This is a genomic window from Cryobacterium sp. PH31-O1 (genome assembly GCF_030063455.1).
Lineage (GTDB): Bacteria > Actinomycetota > Actinomycetes > Actinomycetales > Microbacteriaceae > Cryobacterium.
Map to the genome: position 1 here is coordinate 207,365 of NZ_JASITB010000008.1, position 18,178 is coordinate 225,542.

The 18,178-nt window shown below is 64.4% G+C and carries 20 protein-coding genes and 1 pseudogene; 3 read left to right on the plus strand and 18 right to left on the minus strand.

The window, feature by feature from the left end; all coding sequences use genetic code 11:
- Positions 1–82 precede the first annotated feature (82 nt).
- The 9 genes from QMK31_RS16295 to QMK31_RS16335 all read right to left on the minus strand — a co-directional run bounded on the left by QMK31_RS16295 (position 83) and on the right by QMK31_RS16335 (position 8,985).
- Complete coding sequence (locus QMK31_RS16295) at positions 83–487, minus strand: Fur family transcriptional regulator (protein ID WP_283501998.1); 405 nt, start codon at positions 485–487, stop codon at positions 83–85.
- A complete protein-coding gene (locus tag QMK31_RS16300; RefSeq protein WP_283501999.1) occupies positions 484–1,335 on the minus strand; it encodes a metal ABC transporter permease in 852 nt (283 codons plus the stop codon). The genes QMK31_RS16295 and QMK31_RS16300 overlap by 4 nt, the downstream gene beginning before the upstream one ends.
- Positions 1,335–2,228 carry a metal ABC transporter permease gene (locus QMK31_RS16305; protein WP_283502000.1) on the minus strand — a complete coding sequence of 298 codons (894 nt, stop codon included), beginning with the start codon at positions 2,226–2,228 and terminating at the stop codon, positions 1,335–1,337. The genes QMK31_RS16300 and QMK31_RS16305 overlap by 1 nt, the downstream gene beginning before the upstream one ends.
- Entirely contained in the window at positions 2,229–3,026 is a 798-nt protein-coding gene (locus tag QMK31_RS16310; protein WP_283502001.1) for a metal ABC transporter ATP-binding protein, read from the minus strand.
- Between the two features lie 7 nt (positions 3,027–3,033).
- Positions 3,034–4,098 carry a metal ABC transporter substrate-binding protein gene (locus tag QMK31_RS16315; protein WP_283502002.1) on the minus strand — a complete coding sequence of 355 codons (1,065 nt, stop codon included), beginning with the start codon at positions 4,096–4,098 and terminating at the stop codon, positions 3,034–3,036.
- A 56-nt stretch (positions 4,099–4,154) separates the two neighbouring features.
- Complete coding sequence (locus QMK31_RS16320) at positions 4,155–5,552, minus strand: dihydrolipoamide acetyltransferase family protein (protein WP_283502003.1); 1,398 nt, start codon at positions 5,550–5,552, stop codon at positions 4,155–4,157.
- 112 nt (positions 5,553–5,664) lie between these two features.
- Positions 5,665–6,669, minus strand: coding sequence for an alpha-ketoacid dehydrogenase subunit beta (locus QMK31_RS16325; RefSeq protein WP_283502004.1), 1,005 nt, complete (start codon positions 6,667–6,669; stop codon positions 5,665–5,667).
- On the minus strand, positions 6,669–7,760 hold the full coding sequence (locus tag QMK31_RS16330; protein WP_283502038.1) for a thiamine pyrophosphate-dependent dehydrogenase E1 component subunit alpha: 1,092 nt from the start codon (positions 7,758–7,760) through the stop codon (positions 6,669–6,671). The genes QMK31_RS16325 and QMK31_RS16330 overlap by 1 nt, the downstream gene beginning before the upstream one ends.
- Before the next feature lie 118 nt (positions 7,761–7,878).
- Positions 7,879–8,985 carry a histidinol-phosphate transaminase gene (locus tag QMK31_RS16335; RefSeq protein WP_283502005.1) on the minus strand — a complete coding sequence of 369 codons (1,107 nt, stop codon included), beginning with the start codon at positions 8,983–8,985 and terminating at the stop codon, positions 7,879–7,881.
- Between the two features lie 89 nt (positions 8,986–9,074).
- On the opposite strand from QMK31_RS16335, the gene QMK31_RS16340 reads away from it, so the two are divergent.
- Complete coding sequence (locus QMK31_RS16340) at positions 9,075–9,467, plus strand: phage holin family protein (protein WP_283502006.1); 393 nt, start codon at positions 9,075–9,077, stop codon at positions 9,465–9,467.
- Positions 9,468–9,495: 28 nt separating this feature from the next.
- Here QMK31_RS16340 and QMK31_RS16345 read toward each other — a convergent pair whose 3' ends face one another.
- Entirely contained in the window at positions 9,496–10,962 is a 1,467-nt protein-coding gene (locus QMK31_RS16345; RefSeq protein ID WP_283502007.1) for a lipase family protein, read from the minus strand.
- Entirely contained in the window at positions 10,950–11,240 is a 291-nt protein-coding gene (locus tag QMK31_RS16350; RefSeq protein ID WP_283502008.1) for a hypothetical protein, read from the minus strand. The genes QMK31_RS16345 and QMK31_RS16350 overlap by 13 nt, the downstream gene beginning before the upstream one ends.
- Positions 11,241–11,366: 126 nt before the next feature.
- Here QMK31_RS16350 and QMK31_RS16355 point away from each other — a divergent pair, with 126 nt between their 5' ends.
- A complete protein-coding gene (locus tag QMK31_RS16355; RefSeq protein WP_283502009.1) occupies positions 11,367–11,894 on the plus strand; it encodes a low molecular weight protein-tyrosine-phosphatase in 528 nt (175 codons plus the stop codon).
- On the plus strand, positions 11,891–13,273 hold the full coding sequence (purB, locus tag QMK31_RS16360; protein ID WP_283502010.1) for an adenylosuccinate lyase: 1,383 nt from the start codon (positions 11,891–11,893) through the stop codon (positions 13,271–13,273). Before QMK31_RS16355 ends, purB begins: the two co-directional genes overlap by 4 nt.
- Before the next feature lie 67 nt (positions 13,274–13,340).
- Here the strand turns inward: purB and QMK31_RS16365 are convergent, their stop codons facing one another.
- From QMK31_RS16365 to rpsF, 7 genes and pseudogenes are all read right to left on the minus strand, one after another.
- On the minus strand, positions 13,341–13,535 hold the full coding sequence (locus QMK31_RS16365) for a hypothetical protein (RefSeq protein ID WP_283502011.1): 195 nt from the start codon (positions 13,533–13,535) through the stop codon (positions 13,341–13,343).
- A gap of 71 nt (positions 13,536–13,606) precedes the next feature.
- The gene (locus QMK31_RS16370) at positions 13,607–14,242 is read right to left on the minus strand and encodes a DUF308 domain-containing protein (RefSeq protein WP_283502012.1); all 636 of its coding nucleotides are present in this window, start codon (positions 14,240–14,242) and stop codon (positions 13,607–13,609) included.
- 95 nt (positions 14,243–14,337) lie between these two features.
- Positions 14,338–15,645 (minus strand): replicative DNA helicase, encoded by a 1,308-nt coding sequence (dnaB, locus tag QMK31_RS16375; protein ID WP_370448759.1) that lies wholly within the window; start codon positions 15,643–15,645, stop codon positions 14,338–14,340.
- 579 nt (positions 15,646–16,224) lie between these two features.
- A complete protein-coding gene (gene rplI / locus QMK31_RS16380; protein ID WP_283496543.1) occupies positions 16,225–16,674 on the minus strand; it encodes a 50S ribosomal protein L9 in 450 nt (149 codons plus the stop codon).
- Positions 16,675–16,683: 9 nt separating this feature from the next.
- On the minus strand, positions 16,684–16,947 hold the full coding sequence (gene rpsR / locus QMK31_RS16385) for a 30S ribosomal protein S18 (RefSeq protein ID WP_035835236.1): 264 nt from the start codon (positions 16,945–16,947) through the stop codon (positions 16,684–16,686).
- Positions 16,948–16,995: 48 nt separating this feature from the next.
- On the minus strand, positions 16,996–17,514 hold the full coding sequence (locus QMK31_RS16390) for a single-stranded DNA-binding protein (RefSeq protein WP_092110566.1): 519 nt from the start codon (positions 17,512–17,514) through the stop codon (positions 16,996–16,998).
- 240 nt (positions 17,515–17,754) lie between these two features.
- Positions 17,755–18,123, minus strand: a pseudogene (gene rpsF, locus QMK31_RS16395) (30S ribosomal protein S6); the annotation flags it as partial.
- Between the last annotated feature and the right edge of the window lie 55 nt (positions 18,124–18,178).

Consider the following 18,178-nt stretch of genomic DNA (forward strand, 5'->3'; position numbering starts at 1 on the left):
ACGCGCACAGGCGTAGCAGCTGCCCACGCTACTAGATCACGGAGCGTCCTGCAAATTGGCCCGCGCGAGAGACCTGAATAATCTACAAAGTGGATGCCGCGGTCAGGGCACTGCAGGCAGCACACAGCCCGAAGACGTCCACGATATGCTCAGCCTGAGTGAACCCGTTCGCGACGGCGACGTCGTTCGCCCACTGCTCGACGGCATGCGGTTCGATCTCGATCGTCAGCCCGCAATTGCGGCAAATCAGGTGGTGATGGTGCTCATTCGTGCTGCACGCGCGATACAGACTTTCGCCCTCTGGAGACTGCAGCGAGTCCGCATCTCCCGTGGTCGCGAGGTCGGCGAGCGCACGGTAGACCGTGGCGAGGCCGATCGGAGATCCGGTCGCGTGCAGTGCGGAGTGCAAGGCCTGGGCGCTGACGAAGCCGTCGTTCGCGTCGAGGGCGCCCCGCACGGCCTCACGCTGCCAGGTGTTTCGCTTCATGCCTTCAACCGTAGCGATGTTCGCGACGACCGGCGCGCATTCGCAAGGCCGGGGCCTCCGACTGCTTGCGCCAGAGGCCTCAGCAGCAGGGCGAGTAAAAACAGCACGGCCGCCGTGAGGGCGATCGCCGGGCCGGCCGCGACGTTGAGGGAGCGTGAGAGCATCACCCCGGCCAGTCCTGACAGCGCCCCGAGCAGGGGGGCGATGACGAACATCTGGGTGGTTGTGCGCGAGAGGAGCCGGGCGGCCGCGGCGGGAGCAGCGATCAGGGCGATGGCGAGGATGGCTCCAACGGCGGGCATCGCGGTCACGACGGTGGCCGTGATCAACACCAGGGTCAGCAGTTCGATCGGCCATTCCCGGTATCCGGCCGCGCGGAATCCGTTCACGTCAAAGGTCGAGAACATGATCTGCTTCCCAAGAAGGGCGATGGCCAGCACAGAAAAGGCCAACACGACGGCCACGAGCGCCACATCACGGTCGGTCACCGTGAGAATGGACCCGACCAGGTAGGAGTCGACCTTCACGGGCAGGCCCGGGTTGAGCCCCTGCAGCAGCACACCGAGGGCGAACCCGGCGGTCAGCAGAATGCCCGAGGCCACCTGGTTGCCCTGCCGTTTAACGCGCCCGATCATGCTCATGATGCCCACGATGATCACACTCGCCACCGCCGCGCCGAGCGGGACGCTCACTCCCAGGATTGCCGCGCCGACGGCACCCGGAAAGGTCGCGTGCGTGAGGGCCTGAGCAAAGAAGGTGCGCTGGCGCAACACCACGAGCGTGCCCACGAGGCCGCTGACCGCCCCGATCAGCACCGCGGCTAACAGCGCCTGCTCGAAGTAGCCCATCAGTGCGTCACCTCGTGCGCGGAACCGCGTGCGCGGCGGGGACCGCCGATTCTGTCCAGGGCGAGGCGCATCAGCAGGGCCACCACGTAGCCGGCAACGAGCACGAGCACGACGGTGGCTCCGCTCGGAAGGTCGACGCCCCCGTTAACGGAGGCGGCGTAGCCGAGCGCGAGCCCGACCCAGGCGGCCAGGATCGCGAATCCGGCGGCGACCGGAAAGAGCAGCCACAGGCGATTGGTCACCAGGCGCGCGACGGCACCCGGCACGATGAGCACGGCGAGCACGAGCAGGTTTCCGACGGCACTGCTCGCGGCCACCACGACAAGGGCGATGGCAACGTTGAGCAGAATGTCGAGCACGAGCGGGCGGTAACCGGCTGCACGGCTGCCCTCGAGGTCGAAGGCTCGAAAAACCTGTTCCTTGAGGGTGAACCCCACGATGATCAACGCAAGCAGGCACACCACGACGGTCTGGTTGACTTCGGCCGGACTCACGGTCAGCAGGCGTCCGAACAGTAGGGCGTCGAGCTGACCGACGTAATTTGTTTCCCGTGAAACTACGATGATTCCCACGCTGAACATGGCGGTGAACACAATGGCGATCGCGGCGTCCGAGGTGACCGCGCGTTTGACTATCACCGTGAGCACGACGGCGGCGATGAGGGCCGCCACCACGGCGCCCACGAACAGTCCGTCGCGGCCGCCCCAGACGAAGCCGATAGCAACACCGGGAAAGACCGCGTGGGTCAGCCCGTCGCTGATGAACTCAAGCCCGCGCAGGTTAACGAGCACGCCCACCAGCCCGGCGACCAGACTGAGCACGATGAGCACGAGGAGCGCCCGCGCCATGAACGGCAGGTCGAACGCGGTGAATAACGGGATGGCCACGTCCACTCAGTGACCTCCGTGGCCCGGCACGACGATGGTGTGCTCGTCCATCTCCACACCGACCGAGCCGAAGGCCTGCTGCACGTTGGCCAGGGTCAACACAGTGTCGCGCGGCCCGAACGCCACCTGCGCCCCGTTGAGCAGCAACACGCTCTCGCACACGGCACGAGCAAGATCAAGGTCGTGCGTCGAGACCAGCACCGCAACGCCCTGCTGCTTGAGCCGCTTCACGGTGTCGATGAGGGCGTCCCGGTTGACCTGGTCCAGACCGTTGAACGGTTCATCGAGCAACAACAAGCGCGGGGCGGATGCGACGGCGCGAGCGAGCAGACCGCGTTGCTGCTGTCCGCCCGACAGTTCACCAAAGCGGGTCTTCGCACGGTTCCCCAGGCCGACGGTCTCCAGCGCCTCGGCGACGGCGCGTCGATCGGCTTTGGCTGGCATGCGCCACCAGCCGAGCGAGCGGTAACGGCCCATCATGACGACTTGCTCGAGCGAGACTGGAAAGTGCGGGTCGAGCTGGTCGGTCTGCGGCACGTAACCGATGTAGCCGGCCGGCGCCGGCCATTGCCCGAGTACCTCGACGGTACCCGCCGTGCGGGTGATGAGCCCGAGGATGCCTTTGAGCAGGGTCGACTTACCCGAGCCGTTGGGACCGATCAGGGCAACGGCCTGGCCTGGCAGCACGGTGAAGTCGATCCCGGTGAGCGCGGGCTCGGCATCGTACGCGAATGACGCCGCCGACACTCGTAGAGCGGCGGCAGCGTTCGCTGGCGGCGTTTCCCCAGAAGTGTTCTCGATCACGGATTAACTATTGCAGGTCGGCGGGCAGCGTAGAGGGCGTGACGCCCCACGATTCGAGCATGAGCGTTGCATTGTGCAGCTGCGCCTTGATGTAGCTGTCGCCGGCGCTGCCCTTGGGGCCGAGGGAATCGACGTAGAGGGCATCGTCGCCGGAGTAGACGGTGACACCGGCCTCGGTTGCGATCGTCGCGGCGGTTTTGGGGCTGAGCGACGCTTCGGAGAAGACGGCCGTGACGCCGGTCGCGGTGATGGCTGCCACGAGGGTATCGATTTCGGCGGCGCTCGGCTCGGCGTTGTCGTCGAAGCTTGGAATTACCGAGCCGACATAGTCGATGTGGTACGCCGCGGTGAAGTAACCGAGGGCGTCATGGTTGCTCACGAGCAGACGGTCGCTCTCCGGCACGGTCTCGACGTTGGTGCGGATCCATCCGTCGAGGGCGACCAGCTGAGCCGTGTAGGCCGTCGCGTTGGATTCGAAAGTCGCCGTGTTGCCGGCGTCGACGGCCGTGAGGCCGTCGGTGATCGTCGCGACAATTGTCTCGGCGTTCTGCACGTTTGTCCAGATGTGCGGATCATCGCCGTCGTGAGCGTGCGCGTCCTCGGTCTCGTCGGTGTGAGCATCGTCGGCGTGGGCATCGTCGGCGTGGGCATCCGCTTCGTCGGCGCCATCGGCGTGCTCCTCGCCGGCACCGATCTCGGAGATGGCAATGCCCGTATCGGCATCGATCGTGGCGCCATCGAAGCCGGACGCGGCGATGGCGTCGTCGAGCCACTCTTCGAGGCCGACACCGTTGATCACGAGCACGTCGGCGGCGCCGAGCGCGGTCAGGTCCGCCGCGGACGGATCGTAGCTGTGAGCGCTCTGGTTTGGCTGGATGAGCTGGGTCAGGTCGACATCGGCGGCGTCACCGATGACGTTGCGGGTGAAGTCGGCGACCTGGGTGGTCGTCGCGACGATCTTGAGGTCGGCGGGCCCGCCGTCGGCGTTCGCGGTGGTTCCAGCCGAGCACCCCGAGAGTGCAAGGGCGGCTGACGCGAGGAGTGCGGGAACGCCGAAAAATTTCTTGTGCATTCCTCGACACTAGCCTTGCTGATAATGATTGTCAAAACCATTAGCGAGCGGGCCCACTACTCAAGGAGCAGTGCTGGCTCCTCGATAATGCTCGCGACATCGGCGAGAAAGCGGCTCGCGACATCACCGTCGACGACGCGATGGTCGAAGCTCGCACCGATCGTGGTCACGTACCGCACCCGTACCTCACCGTCGACGACCCACGGTTTTTGCTTGATCGTGCCGAGGGCCACGATTCCGGCTTCGGGAGAGTTGAGGATGGGGGTGCCAGTGTCCATGCCGAACACACCGATATTGGTGATCGTGATCGTGCCGTTGCTCATCTCGGCCGGGCTGGTCTTGCCGTCGCGCGCGGTCATCGTGAGCTTCTCGAGGGCCGCGGCGAGCTCGAGCAGGCTCATGTCCTGCGCTTCCTTAATATTGGGCACGATCAGGCCGCGCGGGGTCGCCGCGGCGATCCCGAGGTTCACGTAGTGCCGCACGATGATTTCCTCATCGGTGAACGTGGAGTTCACCGTGGGGTTACGGCGCACCGCCCAGATCATGGCCTTGGCCATGATCAACAGCGGCGACACCCGAATTCCGGCGAAATCGGTGGACGACTTGAGTCGCTTGACGAATTCCATGGTGCGGGTGGCATCGACGTCGACGAACAGGCTCACGTGCGGGGCGGTGAACGCGCTTTTAACCATCGCCTGCGCAATGGCTTTGCGCACGCCCTTTACGGGAATGTGTTCGTCGCGATCGACGGGCCATTCCGGCGTCGCAATGTTGCGGAATACGCTGGCCTGGGTCGCCCCGCGCAGCACGTCTTCGCGGGTGACGTCACCGACCGGCCCGGTCGCCGTAACGAGGGACAGGTCGACGCCGAGGTCCTTGGCCAGCTTGCGAATGGGCGGTTTCGCCATGACCGGTCCAGCGAATGCCGGACGCCGGGTCGGTTCCAGCGGCTCGGCCCGCTCCCGCGTCGGGGCCTTCGGGGCCTTCGGGGCCTTCGGGGCCTTCGGGGCCAGGGTCTCGTGGGCGATGGGAGCTCCGCTGTGCCGGCGACGGCGGGTCGGCATCGTGGCGGCGGCACCGCGACCCACGAGCACCGGCTCTGGGGCCTCGTCGCTGATAGTGCTGCTCGTGTCCGTTGCCAGGGTGTCGGCGGCAGCGGATGCGGCGGCATCCGCTGCCGGAGCGTCCGCCCGCTGGTCTGCACTCGCGGTGCCGTCGGAATTGATGGTGATGATGAGCGTGCCCACGTCAACGGTGGTGCCCGCAGCGACCATGATTTCCCCGACCACGCCGACGAACGGCGACGGCAGCTCGACCAGCGATTTGGCCGTTTCAATCTCGACCAGCACCTGGTTGATCGTCACGGTGTCGCCGGGGGCAACCTTCCATTCGACGATCTCGGCCTCGGTCAGGCCTTCGCCCACGTCGGGGAGAGTGAACTTCGACATGCTCATGCTGTGCCTTTCCTGCTGCTGGTGGGTCCAGACGCCCCTTTTCTCCCGAGTGGCCCCGTTGGAACGGGGACTCTCGGGAGAAAGGGGGACTCTCGACGTGGGGAAAACATGATCAGTAGGCGAGAACGCGGTCGACGGCTTCGAGCACCCGGTCGGGGCTCGGCAGAAAGTGCGTCTCGACGGCGGCAGGGGGGAACGGCGTGTCAAAGCCGGAGACCCGCAGCACGGGAGCTTCGAGCGTGTAGAACGAGCGCTCGGCGACCGTGGCGGCGATCTCGCTGCCAACGCTGACGAAGCCGGGGGCTTCCTGGGTCACGACGAGGCGGCCGGTCTTCTGCACGGAGCCGAGAATCGGTCCGTAGTCGATCGGGGAGATGGAACGCAGGTCGATGACCTCGAGGCTGATGCCCTCGGCTGCGGCGAGGTCGGCGGCCTGCAGCAGCACGCTGACCATGGCACCGTGGCCGACAACGGTGACATCCGTTCCGGTTCGCACCACACGGCTGGCGTGCAGCGGGGTTCCGCTCTCGCCGAAACGCACCTCGCCCTTGGGCCAGTAGCGGCTCTTCGGTTCGAAGAAGATCACCGGGTCGTCACTCTGGATGGCTTCCTGCATCATCCAGTAGGCGTCGTGCGGGTTGGACGGGCTCACCACCCGCAGGCCGGGGGTGTGCGCGAAGTACGCTTCTGGGCTCTCCTGGTGGTGCTCGACCGAGCCGATGTGTCCGCCGTAGGGAATGCGAATGACGACGGGCATGATGAGACCGCCCTCGTGGCGGTTGCGCATGCGGGCCAGCTGGCTGGTGATCTGGTCGAAGCCGGGAAAGACGAATCCGTCGAACTGAATCTCGCACACCGGCCGAAAACCGCGCATGGCCAGGCCGATGGCCGTGCCGATGATGCCGGATTCAGCGAGCGGCGTGTCGAGCACCCGCTTGTCACCGAACTCGGCGATCAGGCCCTCGGTGACCCGAAAGACGCCGCCGAGCGGGCCGATGTCCTCGCCCATCAGCAGCACCTTGGGGTCGTCCAGCATGGCGCGGCGCAGCCCGGCGTTCAGGGCCTTCGTCATCGGCAGCGCAGCGGATGCGACGCTCGTGTCGGTTGCAGCGCTCATCAGTTCTTACCCTCGTCAAAAGACGCTTCGTAGCGTGCCAGCCAGGCTTTTTGCTCAGCCACGAGCGGATGCGGTTCGGCGTAGACGTTGTCGAACATCACCGATTGTTCCGGACCGGTGACCTCCAGCGCCCGACGGCGGGTGTCGGCGGCGAAGTCAGCCGCTTCCTCGTCGACGGAGTCCAGGAACTGCTGCTCGATGCCCCGGCTTTGCAGGTAGCTGCGAAAGCGCACGATCGGGTCGCGGGCCACCCAGTAGGCGAGTTCGTCGGGATCGCGATACTTGGTGGGATCGTCTGCTGTGGTGTGGGCACCGACCCGATAGGTGAGCGCCTCGATCAGCGATGGGCCGTGGCCGGCGCGGGCATCATCCATCGACTTGGCCGTGACGGCGAAACTCGCGAGCACATCGTTGCCGTCGATCTGCGTTCCCGGCATACCGAAGCCGCCAGCGCGCAGGTAGAGCGGGGTGCGGGACTGCCGTGCGACGGGCACCGAGATGGCCCAGTGATTGTTCTGCAGAAAGAACACCTGCGGCGTCTGGTAACTCGCCGCGAACACGAGCGCCTCGTTGGCGTCGCCCTGCGAGGAGGCACCGTCGCCGTAGTAGACGATGACGGCCTGATCGGTTTTCGGGTTGCCGGTCGCGGTCGAGCCGTCGAGCTGCATGCCCATGGCATATCCTGTCGCGTGCAGGGTCTGCGCGGCGAGCACCAGGGTGTACAGGTGAAAGTTTCCGTGTTCTTCGGGCGCCCAGCCGCCGAGGGTGACCCCGCGCAGCATGCGCAGGATGTCGACGACGTCGAGGCCGCGGATCATGCCAACGACGTGCTCCCGGTAGGAGGGAAATACGTGGTCCTGCGGCCGGGTGGCGTAGGCAGACCCGACCTGGGCGGCTTCCTGCCCGTGGCTCGGTACCCAGAGGGCGAGCTGGCCCTGCCGTTGCAGGTTGGCTGCCTCGGTATCGAACCTGCGCACCACGACCATGTCGCGGTAGAAACGGCGATGATCGGCCTCGGTGAGGCGATCGAGGTAGGGCAGGTACTCCTCGGCGGCGGCGTTCGGCTCAAACACCCCGTTCGGTGCGATCATACGCACGCAGGTCTCGGCCCCGTCGAGGCCAAAGACCGCAGTTGCGGAGGAGGGCGCTGCGGCAGTGCGCACGTCAAAAGCTGGTGCGGTCGAGTCGTTTCGGGTGGCTGACACCGTACTAACCTATCCGCCGTGCCGGGTGATCGGCGGGAAGGGCGTCGACAAGATCCGCGCTCATACGTAGGAGTGTCGCCACAGCCTCCTCCTCCCCGATCGAGATCCGAATGCCCTCAGGCGGGAAGGGACGCACGACGAGCCCGGCCGCACCGAGCACCTCGGCCACGCTCGTCGTTTCAGCCCCGGTGGGCAGCCAGAGAAAGTTTCCCTGCGGCACGGGGATGTTCCAACCCTGGCGGGTGAGCGCCTGCCAGGTCGCGTCACGGCGGCTGGCGATGATTCGAACCCGGGCGAGCAACTCCTTCTCAGCCTGGAGCGAGGCGATCGCGGCGGCGGCGGCCTGCGCGGTCACCGACAGGGGAATCGCGGTGGATCGGGCGGCATTCAGAATGTGCACAGGGCCGAGCGCATAGCCGACCCGCAGGCCGGCAAGCCCGTAGGCCTTCGAGAACGTGCGCAGAACGATCAGATTCGGGTACCGGGCCAGCAGGGGTGGGCCGTTCACGGCATCCGTCTGGGTGACGAACTCGATATATGCCTCGTCGAGAATGACCAGGAGGTCGGTCGGGACGACGGCCATGAAGGCTTCGAATTCGTCCTTGGTGACGATGGTGCCGGTCGGGTTGTTCGGCGAGCAGACGATGACGACCCTGGTGTGGTCGCTGATAGCCGCGGCCATTTCGGGCAGGTCATGGCCGTGATCGGGGCGGTTCGCGACGCGCACACTTGTGGCCCCTGCAACCGTCACGAGGGAGGGGTACGCCTCAAACGACCGCCAGGAGTAGAGCACTTCATCGCCGGGGCCGGCGGCAGCCAGAATGAGCTGGGCCAGCAGCGCCACGGAGCCGGAGCCGATATGCACCTGATCGACGCCGAGGCTGTACTTGGCGGCGAGGCGTTCACGCAGGGCGAGCGCCGAGGCATCCGGGTAGCGGTTGTACGCCGTTTCGGCCGTGACCGCCGCGACGACCCCTGGCAGCGGGTCGAACGGGTTCTCATTACTGGAAAGTTTGAAGGCACTGGCGTCAGCCGGTTTTCCCTGCTTATAGGCCGGGAGGGCGATGATCTCCGGGCGCAGGCGGACGGAGGGTCGGTCTGAGAGGCTCACCCGGTGAGTCTACGCCCGGATATATTCGCAATAACGAATGAATGTTCGCGTGACTTTCGCCCGCCACGTGCCGATGAGATAGTAGGGGCATGGCCAGATTTCTGATCCAACTGATCGTCAATGCGGTAGCCCTGTGGTTCACCGCCCTGCTCGTGACCGGGGTGCACGTCATCCCGTACGCGCCGGACGCGGGTGCCAGCGTGCTGACCTATCTGCTCATCGCTCTCATCTTCGGGTTCGTCAACACCGTCGTTGGCGGGGTGCTGCGCGTCGTCGCTTTTCCGCTCTACATTCTGACGCTCGGCCTGTTCTCCCTGATCGTCAACGGTTTACTGCTGCTGCTCGTGGGGTGGATCTCGGGATTCCTGGGCTTCGGACTCGTCGTGGACAGCTTCTGGTGGGGCGTGCTCGGCGCCCTGGTGCTCGGCATCATCTCTTGGCTGCTCGGCCTCATTTTGCGCCCGGTCACAGCCCGCGACTGATCCGGAGCCCTTACTGATCCGGGCCCCCTCACTGTGGCGTTGGCCCTTCCGGCAGGCGGATGCCCCGCCACAAAACAGCCTCGCCCGGCTCGCTCCCGAGAACCCCGGTCACGGCGTCTCGAAAGTCGGTCAGGTTTTCTTCCGGCGAGGCGTCAATCATGCGCGCCGTCTCCTGATAGGTGTTGAGATCGTGAGCTGGCAGCACAGTCCCTGGCGGCGGCTCCCGCACAGCGAACGCCTCGCGCCGAACGAGGAGTCGATCGTCGGAATCGATCAGGCTGTCGCCGCCCATGGCGGTCACGACGTCATCCGTGTGTTCCACTGTCAGTGTGGCAACACCAGGTGGCACGGGAACCTTCGATTCGGGCGCCCCGAAGGTCGCGACCGCCTGCACGTTGAACCAGGCGTAAGCGGCAACCTGGGTCGCGACCAGCCCGCCCTGGGAGTGACCGGCAAGAACAACCGGATCGGCCGGTGCAATTCCAGCCGCCTTCATAGCATCGATGACCGCCGAGAATGAGCCCGCGTTCTCGCCCGCCAACGCTGCGACGTTGGCGGTAAGGTCCCAGGGTTCAGTCGTGGCGACAACATCCCAGTCGACCGTTCCACCGATGTAGACCGCCCAGGACGGGCTTTCTGGCGTGCCATATCTCTCGATGCGCACCTGCGGCTGCCCCGGCACGCTTTTCGGTATGCGAGCCGCCAGGTCACCGGTCCCTGTTGGAGGATTCGCTCGGGTTGGCGCTCCCACCGCCGCCGTATTCACCGCACCTTCCTGGAGCAGACCGTGGCCGCGCGCCGCAGCCAGAACGCCGAGGGCCGTCTGGGAGACGCCGATCAGGCCCAAACCCTCGTCGCCGAATGTAATACCGACAGAACGCGGCGTCCCTCCAAAACCAGCAGCGGCGTCGTCGATTGACGAGGCTGCGATCCGCACGAGCGACACGGTGGCCGCGTTGGTGAGTAGGCGAGGGCTGATCTCCAACCCCCGGGCTGAGCCGTTCTGCACCGCAGAAGCGGGATGCGTGGTTCCGTGACGGCGGATAAGGTCGAGGGCGAGAATCCCGGTCACGGTGACGCCGATCGACGTGCCAGAGAGAGCAAACAAGCCAGCACGAAGAAAACGACCGAGATCATGGGCGATACTTGCAGCGTTTAGCAGCGCAAGTTCTTGCGCCAGACGCTCCGCGTAGCCATAATTGCGGGCTGTTGCTCGAAGATAGCTCGCGACTTCCGAACAGAGCACTGCGAGTTGATGGAGCCTGCCGGCCGCCTGCACAAGATCCGGCCAGGGATCCTGTCCCAGCCAGTTCGCCGGCCGCATGGGATCCAAGTTTCGAATGCGATAAGCCCGCCGAGCCCAATCGGTGGCATCGGCGTGGAGTGCATCCAGAAACTGGGACTGAGCCAGAATGGCATCCGTTGCCACGATGGTGGTGCCGCCCACCGAGACAAGAAGGTCACCGCCTTCCAGGCCAGCGCTCACACTCGACACATCTGCTCCTCCTCGTGAATGTGGTTTCGTGCGGTGGCGAGCGCCTCATCGAGAAAGTGCAGGACCACATCGAGGTCTCCGAGCATTTCGGCCACACGATGCGAGTATTCGCGTTGCGAGCGGGAACTCCATGCCGCACTCGGATCGAGCAGGCCCAGGTTTCGGCGGCTCGCCGTGATCTCAGCGTGCAGGGTGAAAAGCAGATTGCGCTGGGTGCGTAACATGGCCAGGCGCTCGTCGCGATCCTGGCCGTGCAGCAGTACGTCCACACCGTCCATGACACCTCCAGGTCAGGGCCGATCCTCGCAGCCTCAGGCCTGGCCCGACCGTTCTTCGCGCAATCTGTGCACAGACGCCGAATACTGGGCGTGTGGAGAAGTCGAATCTGCTCCACAATGGGAGGCATGCCCTTCGCGTCACTCACCCCCGATGAGTCGACACCGTTTCGCATTATTTTCGTCTGCACCGGAAATATCTGCCGATCGCCGATGGCAGAGGTCGTGCTGCGCGACCTTGTGACCAAGCTCGGACTCGGCCGACTCATCGCCAGCAGCTCCGCCGGAACCGGAGACTGGCATGTCGGTGAGCAGGCTGACGGTCGCACGATCACCGCCCTGGCCAAACGCGGCTACGACGGCAGCCACCATCGAGCCCGCCAGTTCGACCCGGTCTGGTTCGCCGAGCACGACCTCGTCGTCGTACTGGACCGTAGCCAGGAGCGCATTTTGCGCGACTGGGCGTTGGAGGATCGCGATCGTGCCAAGGTGCGTCTCCTGCTCAGCTTTGACGCCGAGCAGGCTGCCCTGTTCGACGTTCCTGACCCGTACTATTCCGACGATGCGTTGTTTGACGCCGTATTAGGCATGATTGAGAGGGCAAGTCACGCACTTGTGAAACAACTTGCACCCGCAATTCGACAGGGAGTCCGATGAGTCACCTACCCGTACAGGTTCTGAGCCCGCTAGATGGCCGCTATCGAGCCGCCGTTTCTGATCTGGGCGAGTTCCTGTCCGAGGCGGGCCTCAACCGCGCCCGGGTTCGCGTTGAGGTGGAATGGCTGATCACCCTCACCGACCGCAGCCTGTTCGGCTCCGCGCCACTGACGTCCGCGCAGAAGCTGTCCCTGCGCGCCCTGGTGACCGACTTCGGCCAGCGCGAGATCGACGAACTGGCCGAGCTTGAAGCCACCACACGCCACGACGTGAAGGCCGTCGAATACCTTGTGCGTCGACGCCTGGGCACGCTCGGCCTCGACCACATCGGTGAACTGACCCACTTCGCCGCGACCAGCGAAGACATCAACAATCTCTCCTACGCGCTGACCGTGCGCGACGCCGTGCAGACCGTCTGGCTGCCTAAATTGCGCCTGGTCATCGAGGCCCTCCGCGGCAGCGCACTCGAGTTTCGAGCGGATGCGATGCTCGCCCGCACCCACGGACAGCCCGCGACGCCGACCACCATGGGTAAAGAACTCGCTGTGTTCGTCTACCGCCTCGAACGCATCGTGGACCAGATCGACGCCGGCGAATACCTGGGCAAGTTCAGCGGTGCCACCGGCACCTTCGCCGCGCACGTGGCCGCCGAACCGTCCGTCGACTGGCCCGCCGTCTCGCGGGAATTCGTTGAGGGTCTCGGCCTCGGTTGGAACCCCCTCACCACCCAGATCGAATCGCACGACTGGCAGGCCGAGCTCTACTCCCGCGCCGCGCACGCGAACCGCATTCTGCACAACCTGGCCACCGACATCTGGACCTACATCTCCATCGGCTATTTTCGCCAGATTCCGCAGGTCGGCGCCACCGGCTCGTCCACGATGCCGCACAAGATCAACCCGATTCGTTTCGAAAATGCCGAAGCGAACCTCGAATTGTCCTGCGCTATTCTGGACTCCCTCGCGGCCACCCTCGTGACCAGCCGACTGCAGCGTGACCTCACCGACTCCACCACCCAGCGCAACATCGGTGTCGGCTTCGGGCATTCACTGCTCGCCCTCGACAACATTCTGCGCGGCCTCGGTGAGATCGACATTGACCGTGCGCTTCTCGCGAGCGACCTCGACTCGAACTGGGAGATCCTGGGTGAGGCGATCCAGACCGTGATTCGGGCAGAGGTCTCGGCCGGGCGCTCATCAATCGAGGATCCCTACGCGCTGCTCAAGGAGCTGACACGCGGCAAGCGCATCACCAGCGCCGACCTGTCTGCCTTCGTCACCACCCTCGACATCGGCGCCGCAGCCAAATCCCGGCTTCTCGCCCTGACGCCGGCGACCTATGTCGGGCTGGCCGACCCCCTGGTTGACTACCTGCCCTGATCTGCATCAGGAATAGAGGTACCTTCGTCGAACCGGCGAAGGTGCCTTTTTTCATTCAAGCGCCTGGCTAGTGGCCGTTCTGCTCGTCTAAGTCTGTTTGTTCCGACGCGTTCGGCTTCATTCCGAGCACGAGCATGGCGATCACCACGAGTGCAACAATAAACGTCACACCCAGCCCGATGGCCGAGAACAGCAGTTCACGGGTGGTCACCAGAATGGTCACACCGACGAACAAAGCCATTCCGCCGGAGATTGCGAGCAATTCGGCCGGCTTCAAACGATCGGATCTGCTGGGCTGGTGTGCCGAGTTGGGGGTACCAGGAGTCTTAGGGGTCACAGGGAGTCCGAATCATTGGGTGCGGTGTTCGTAGGTGCGGCGCTCGTGGGTGCAGCGCTCGTGGGTGTGCTGCGGCGCTGGCGGGGAGCATCCCATTTGAGGGAGAGCCCGGCGATGGGCAGGAAGACAGCCAGAAAGACCAGATAGGCGCCAAATAATCCCACCGAAACGACCGGGTTTGGCGGTAGCAGCAGAAATAACAGGGCGAGCGCCGCGGTGCCGATCCCGGTGAACAGCCAGTCCTTGGCAGGCGCTGGTCGTTTACGCACGCGGATGCCGGCATAGATTTCAAGAAAACCTGTAACGGCTCCCCACACACTGACCACGAACAGGAAGAACCCGTGGCCACCGGTGTGAAAACCCAGCGCCAACCCGCCGGCGATCATGCTCACGATGCCGCTGATGAGGAACAGGCTACGGTCGGCCGCGACCGTTAGGTTGCGTCGGCCGGTCAGAACCAGCAGGAGCCCACTCGCCAGAGCGAACGCACCGAATACACTCAGGCCTAACTGGGCCGAGTGATCGCGATTGAAGGTGATGATCACGGCGGGTACGACGGCGATCAGGGCGCGCCCGACGGCAACGGACCAGTACCCTGGCCCGACGTTTGATGGTGCCGGGGCGTTCGCCACGCACAACCTCTTTCGTTGCAAAATTTGTCAGGTCCAGTCTACGCGGCGACCCACCGGCGCATCTGCGAGCCGCCTGCATGCACGAATCGCGCGGACTAACCGCCTGCCACCATGTCAGCGAACCGGGAGTAGTGGCCGTGAAAGGCGACGGTGACGGTGCGGGTCGGGCCGTTGCGGTGCTTGGCCACGATGAGGTCGGCCTCACCAGCGCGCGGGTTGTCTTTCTCGTAGGCGCTTTCGCGGTGCAGCAGAATGACCATGTCGGCGTCTTGCTCGAGCGAACCCGACTCGCGAAGGTCGGAGATGGCCGGCATCTTGTCGGCGCGCTGCTCCGGCCCACGGTTTAGCTGAGAGAGCGCGATGACCGGAACCTGAAGCTCCTTGGCGAGCAACTTGAGCGCCCGCGAGAACTCACTGACCTCCTGCTGGCGTGACTCCACCTTCTTACCGCTGGTCATCAGCTGCAGGTAGTCGATGATGACCATCTTGAGCCCGACCCGCTGCTTGAGCCGGCGGCACTTGGCGCGAATCTCCACCAGGGTCATGTTTGGGCTGTCATCGATGTAGAGCGGTGCATCGTTGATTCGCCCCCGCGTGGCGGCGATCGTGGTCCAGTCACGGGCCTCAACGGTTCCCTTGCGCATGCTCTGCAGGGGAACGGATGCCTCCGCCGCGAGCAGGCGCATTGCGATTTCACTGCGCCCCATTTCAAGCGAGAAGAATATACTCGGCATGTTGTGGTGGATGGAGGCCGAGCGCGCGAAGTCAAGGGCGAGCGTGGACTTACCCAGCGCCGGGCGCGCCGCCACGATGATGAGCTGGCCGCCGTGGAACCCGTTGGTGAGTTCGTCGAGGTCGGCAAAGCCCGTAGGCACGCCGCTCATCTGACCGTCTTTGAGCTTGGCGGCCTCGATCTCTTCGATGGCCGCTGTCACTGCATCGGTGAGGGGAACGTAATCTTCGGTCTGCGTGCCCCCGGTGACCGAGTAGATCTCGGCCTGGGCGGTGTTCACGAGGTCGAGTACCTCACCCTCGGCCGCGTAGCCCATTTGGGCGATGCGCGTGCCAGCCTCGACGAGACGGCGCAGGAGCGCACGTTCGGCCACGATGGTCGAGTAGAAGCCCGCGTTGGCTGCAGTGGGAACCAGGCTCGTCAGGGTGTGCAGGTAGTCGGCACCACCGGCTCGGGAAAGTTCACCGACTTTGGTGAGCTCATCGGTGACCGTGATGACGTCGGTCGGCTCACCCTGGGCGTACAGCGAGAGGATCGCATCAAAGATGATCTCGTGCTTGGGGATATAGAAATCTCCGCCACGCACGGTTTCGACGACGTCGGCGACGGCGTCTTTGCTGAGCATCATTCCACCGAGGGCGCTCTGTTCGGCCAGGAGGTCGTGGGGCAGTGCTCGCTCCGACTTCCAGGATTCGGCGGGTCGCTCGCCACGGTCGCCCGTTCCGCGGGCCGACGAACCGTACTCGTTTGACGCTGGCTGGTTGGCCAGGCCCAGGTGAGCGATCGACACTCGGCACCTCTTTCTCTGTCGTGCTAATAGGTGTATCAGGACCCACCGACACGGGACGTGACGCACCAGCCGAAGCGAGATACCGGTACTGGAACACCCTAAGGAGCCAGCGCCATCCGTCACAAACCCCCCTGTGGATAAGTCTGTGGAAAATCTGCGCGAAACGCCGTGGAGATTGTGCAGAACCTGTGCACTCGCCTGTGGACAAACACCAATTCTTTTCAAATATAAAGACGTTGATCAGGGGTTTAAGGTTCACACACCGGTGTGAATAAAGTAACCTCAATCAACCCTTGAAGCTTGCTGAGACGAATGCTCACCTGTGCACAAAAGCGGCGGGTCAATACCCCCAAAGGGGCCCTTAAACGCCACATAGCGGAGGGTTCCTCTCGGAACCCCCCGCTATGGGAGTAGGAAAAACACCCGGCCGTACAGAACCGGGCCTACTGGCGTGCGTTGCTACTTGGCGGCGACGACCACGAGGGTGATCGTGGCACTGAGCTCGTCGCGAAGACGAACCGTTGCCGTGTGCTCACCGGTCAGCTTGATGGCGGCGAGCTCGATCTTGCGCTTGTCGACCGTGCCGAGACCGGCGGCGGCGACGGCGTTGGCCACATCCGCGGTCTTGACCGAACCGAACAAGCGACCGCCGGCGCCGGCCTTGACGACCAGTGTGACCTTGGTGTTCTCAAGCTTGACCTTGAGCGCCTCAGCCTCTTCGAAGGTGGCGTGCTCGCGGGCTGCGCGAGCGGCCTTGATCTGCTCGATCTGCTTCTCGCCACCGCGGGTCCACGCAACAGCGAAGCCCTTGGGAACGAGGTAGTTACGAGCAAACCCGTTCTTGACGTCTACGACGTCGCCGGGTGCACCGAGGCCGGAGACCTCATGCGTCAGAATCAATTTCGACATTTGGTTTCCTTACCGGCCTGAGCCTGCGTAGGGCAGCAAAGCCATTTCGCGGGCGTTCTTGACGGCACGGGCGATGAGGCGCTGTTCCTGAACGGAAACGCCTGTGATTCGACGAGCGCGGATCTTTCCACGCTCGGAGATGAACTTGCGCAGGGTGGGGACATCTTTGTAATCGATGACACCAACCCGAATCGACTTCGCGGGAGCGGCATTCTTGCCACCCTTAGCTCCGCGAAGCGGCTTGCGGCGGTCGCCGCTCGACTTTCCAGCCATGATTTCCTTACTTTCTCAAAAAGGTTTTAGCTACGCGCCAGGCGCGGCTTAGAAGGGGGTCTCGTCGCTGAAGTTGCCTGGACTGTTCCAGACGTCTCCGCCAGATGCTGCGGGCGACGCAGTCTTGGCGGGGGCGCTGGGTGCCCACGGCTCATCGTTGCCCTGCCCACCGGCAGCGGGAGCACCGCTGCGGGGACCGGACGACTGCGCGCGAGTGAGGGAAGCGGTGGCGTAGCGCAGCGAAGGACCAATTTCGTCAATCTCGAGCTCCATGCTCGTGCGCTTTTCGCCTTCCTTCGTCTCATACGAACGCTGCTTGAGACGCCCGGAAGCGATGACACGCGACCCCTTGGTCAATGAACCCGCCACGTGTTCGGCGAATTCACGCCAAACGCTCGCACGCAGGAACAGCGCGTCGCCATCTTTCCACTCGTTAGCCGCGCGATCGAACGTGCGCGGAGTGGAAGCGATGGTGAAGTTAGCAACCGCCAGCCCGTTCTGCGTGTAACGCAGCTCCGGATCGCTGGTGAGGTTGCCCACCACGGTGATTACGGTCTCGCCAGCCATGGGCTACTTGTCGCTCGCCTTGTCGGCAACAGCGGGCTTGGCAGCAGCAGGCTTGGCAGCAGCAACCTTGGCGGCAGGAACCGCGGTGGAGGCGGCAGTAACCGGAGCAGCAGCTTCGACCGTGGCGGTAACCGGAGCAGCCGCGGCCGTGGCCGGGACTGCGTCGGCAACGACGGGCTTGGCAGCAGCGGCAACCTTCGCAGCCGGAGCGGCGGCGGCTGCAGCAGCAGCGTCAGCCTTGGCAGCGATGACCTTGGGGTTGGCAGCCTTGCGGGCGGCCTTCTCTGCAGCCAGCTTGGTGGCGACGACGACCTGGGCGATGCCCTCTTCGGCGCGGAGCACCTTGGTGCGCATGACGGCCTCGGACAGGCCCAGTTGGCGGTCGAGCTCAACCGTGGCTGAGGCGTTCGCGGTGAAGTCAACGACGGCGTAGATGCCTTCGGTCTTCTTGTTGATCTCGTATGCGAGACGACGACGACCCCAAACATCAACCTTGTCAATGGTGCCACCATCGTTGCGAACAACGTTGAGGAACTTGTCAAGGCTGGGAGCTACGGTGCGCTCATCGATCTCGGGATCGAGGATAACCATAAGTTCGTACTGATGCATGACTAACCCACCTCCTTCGGACTAAAACGGCTACAGACTTTCTGTAACAGGAGGG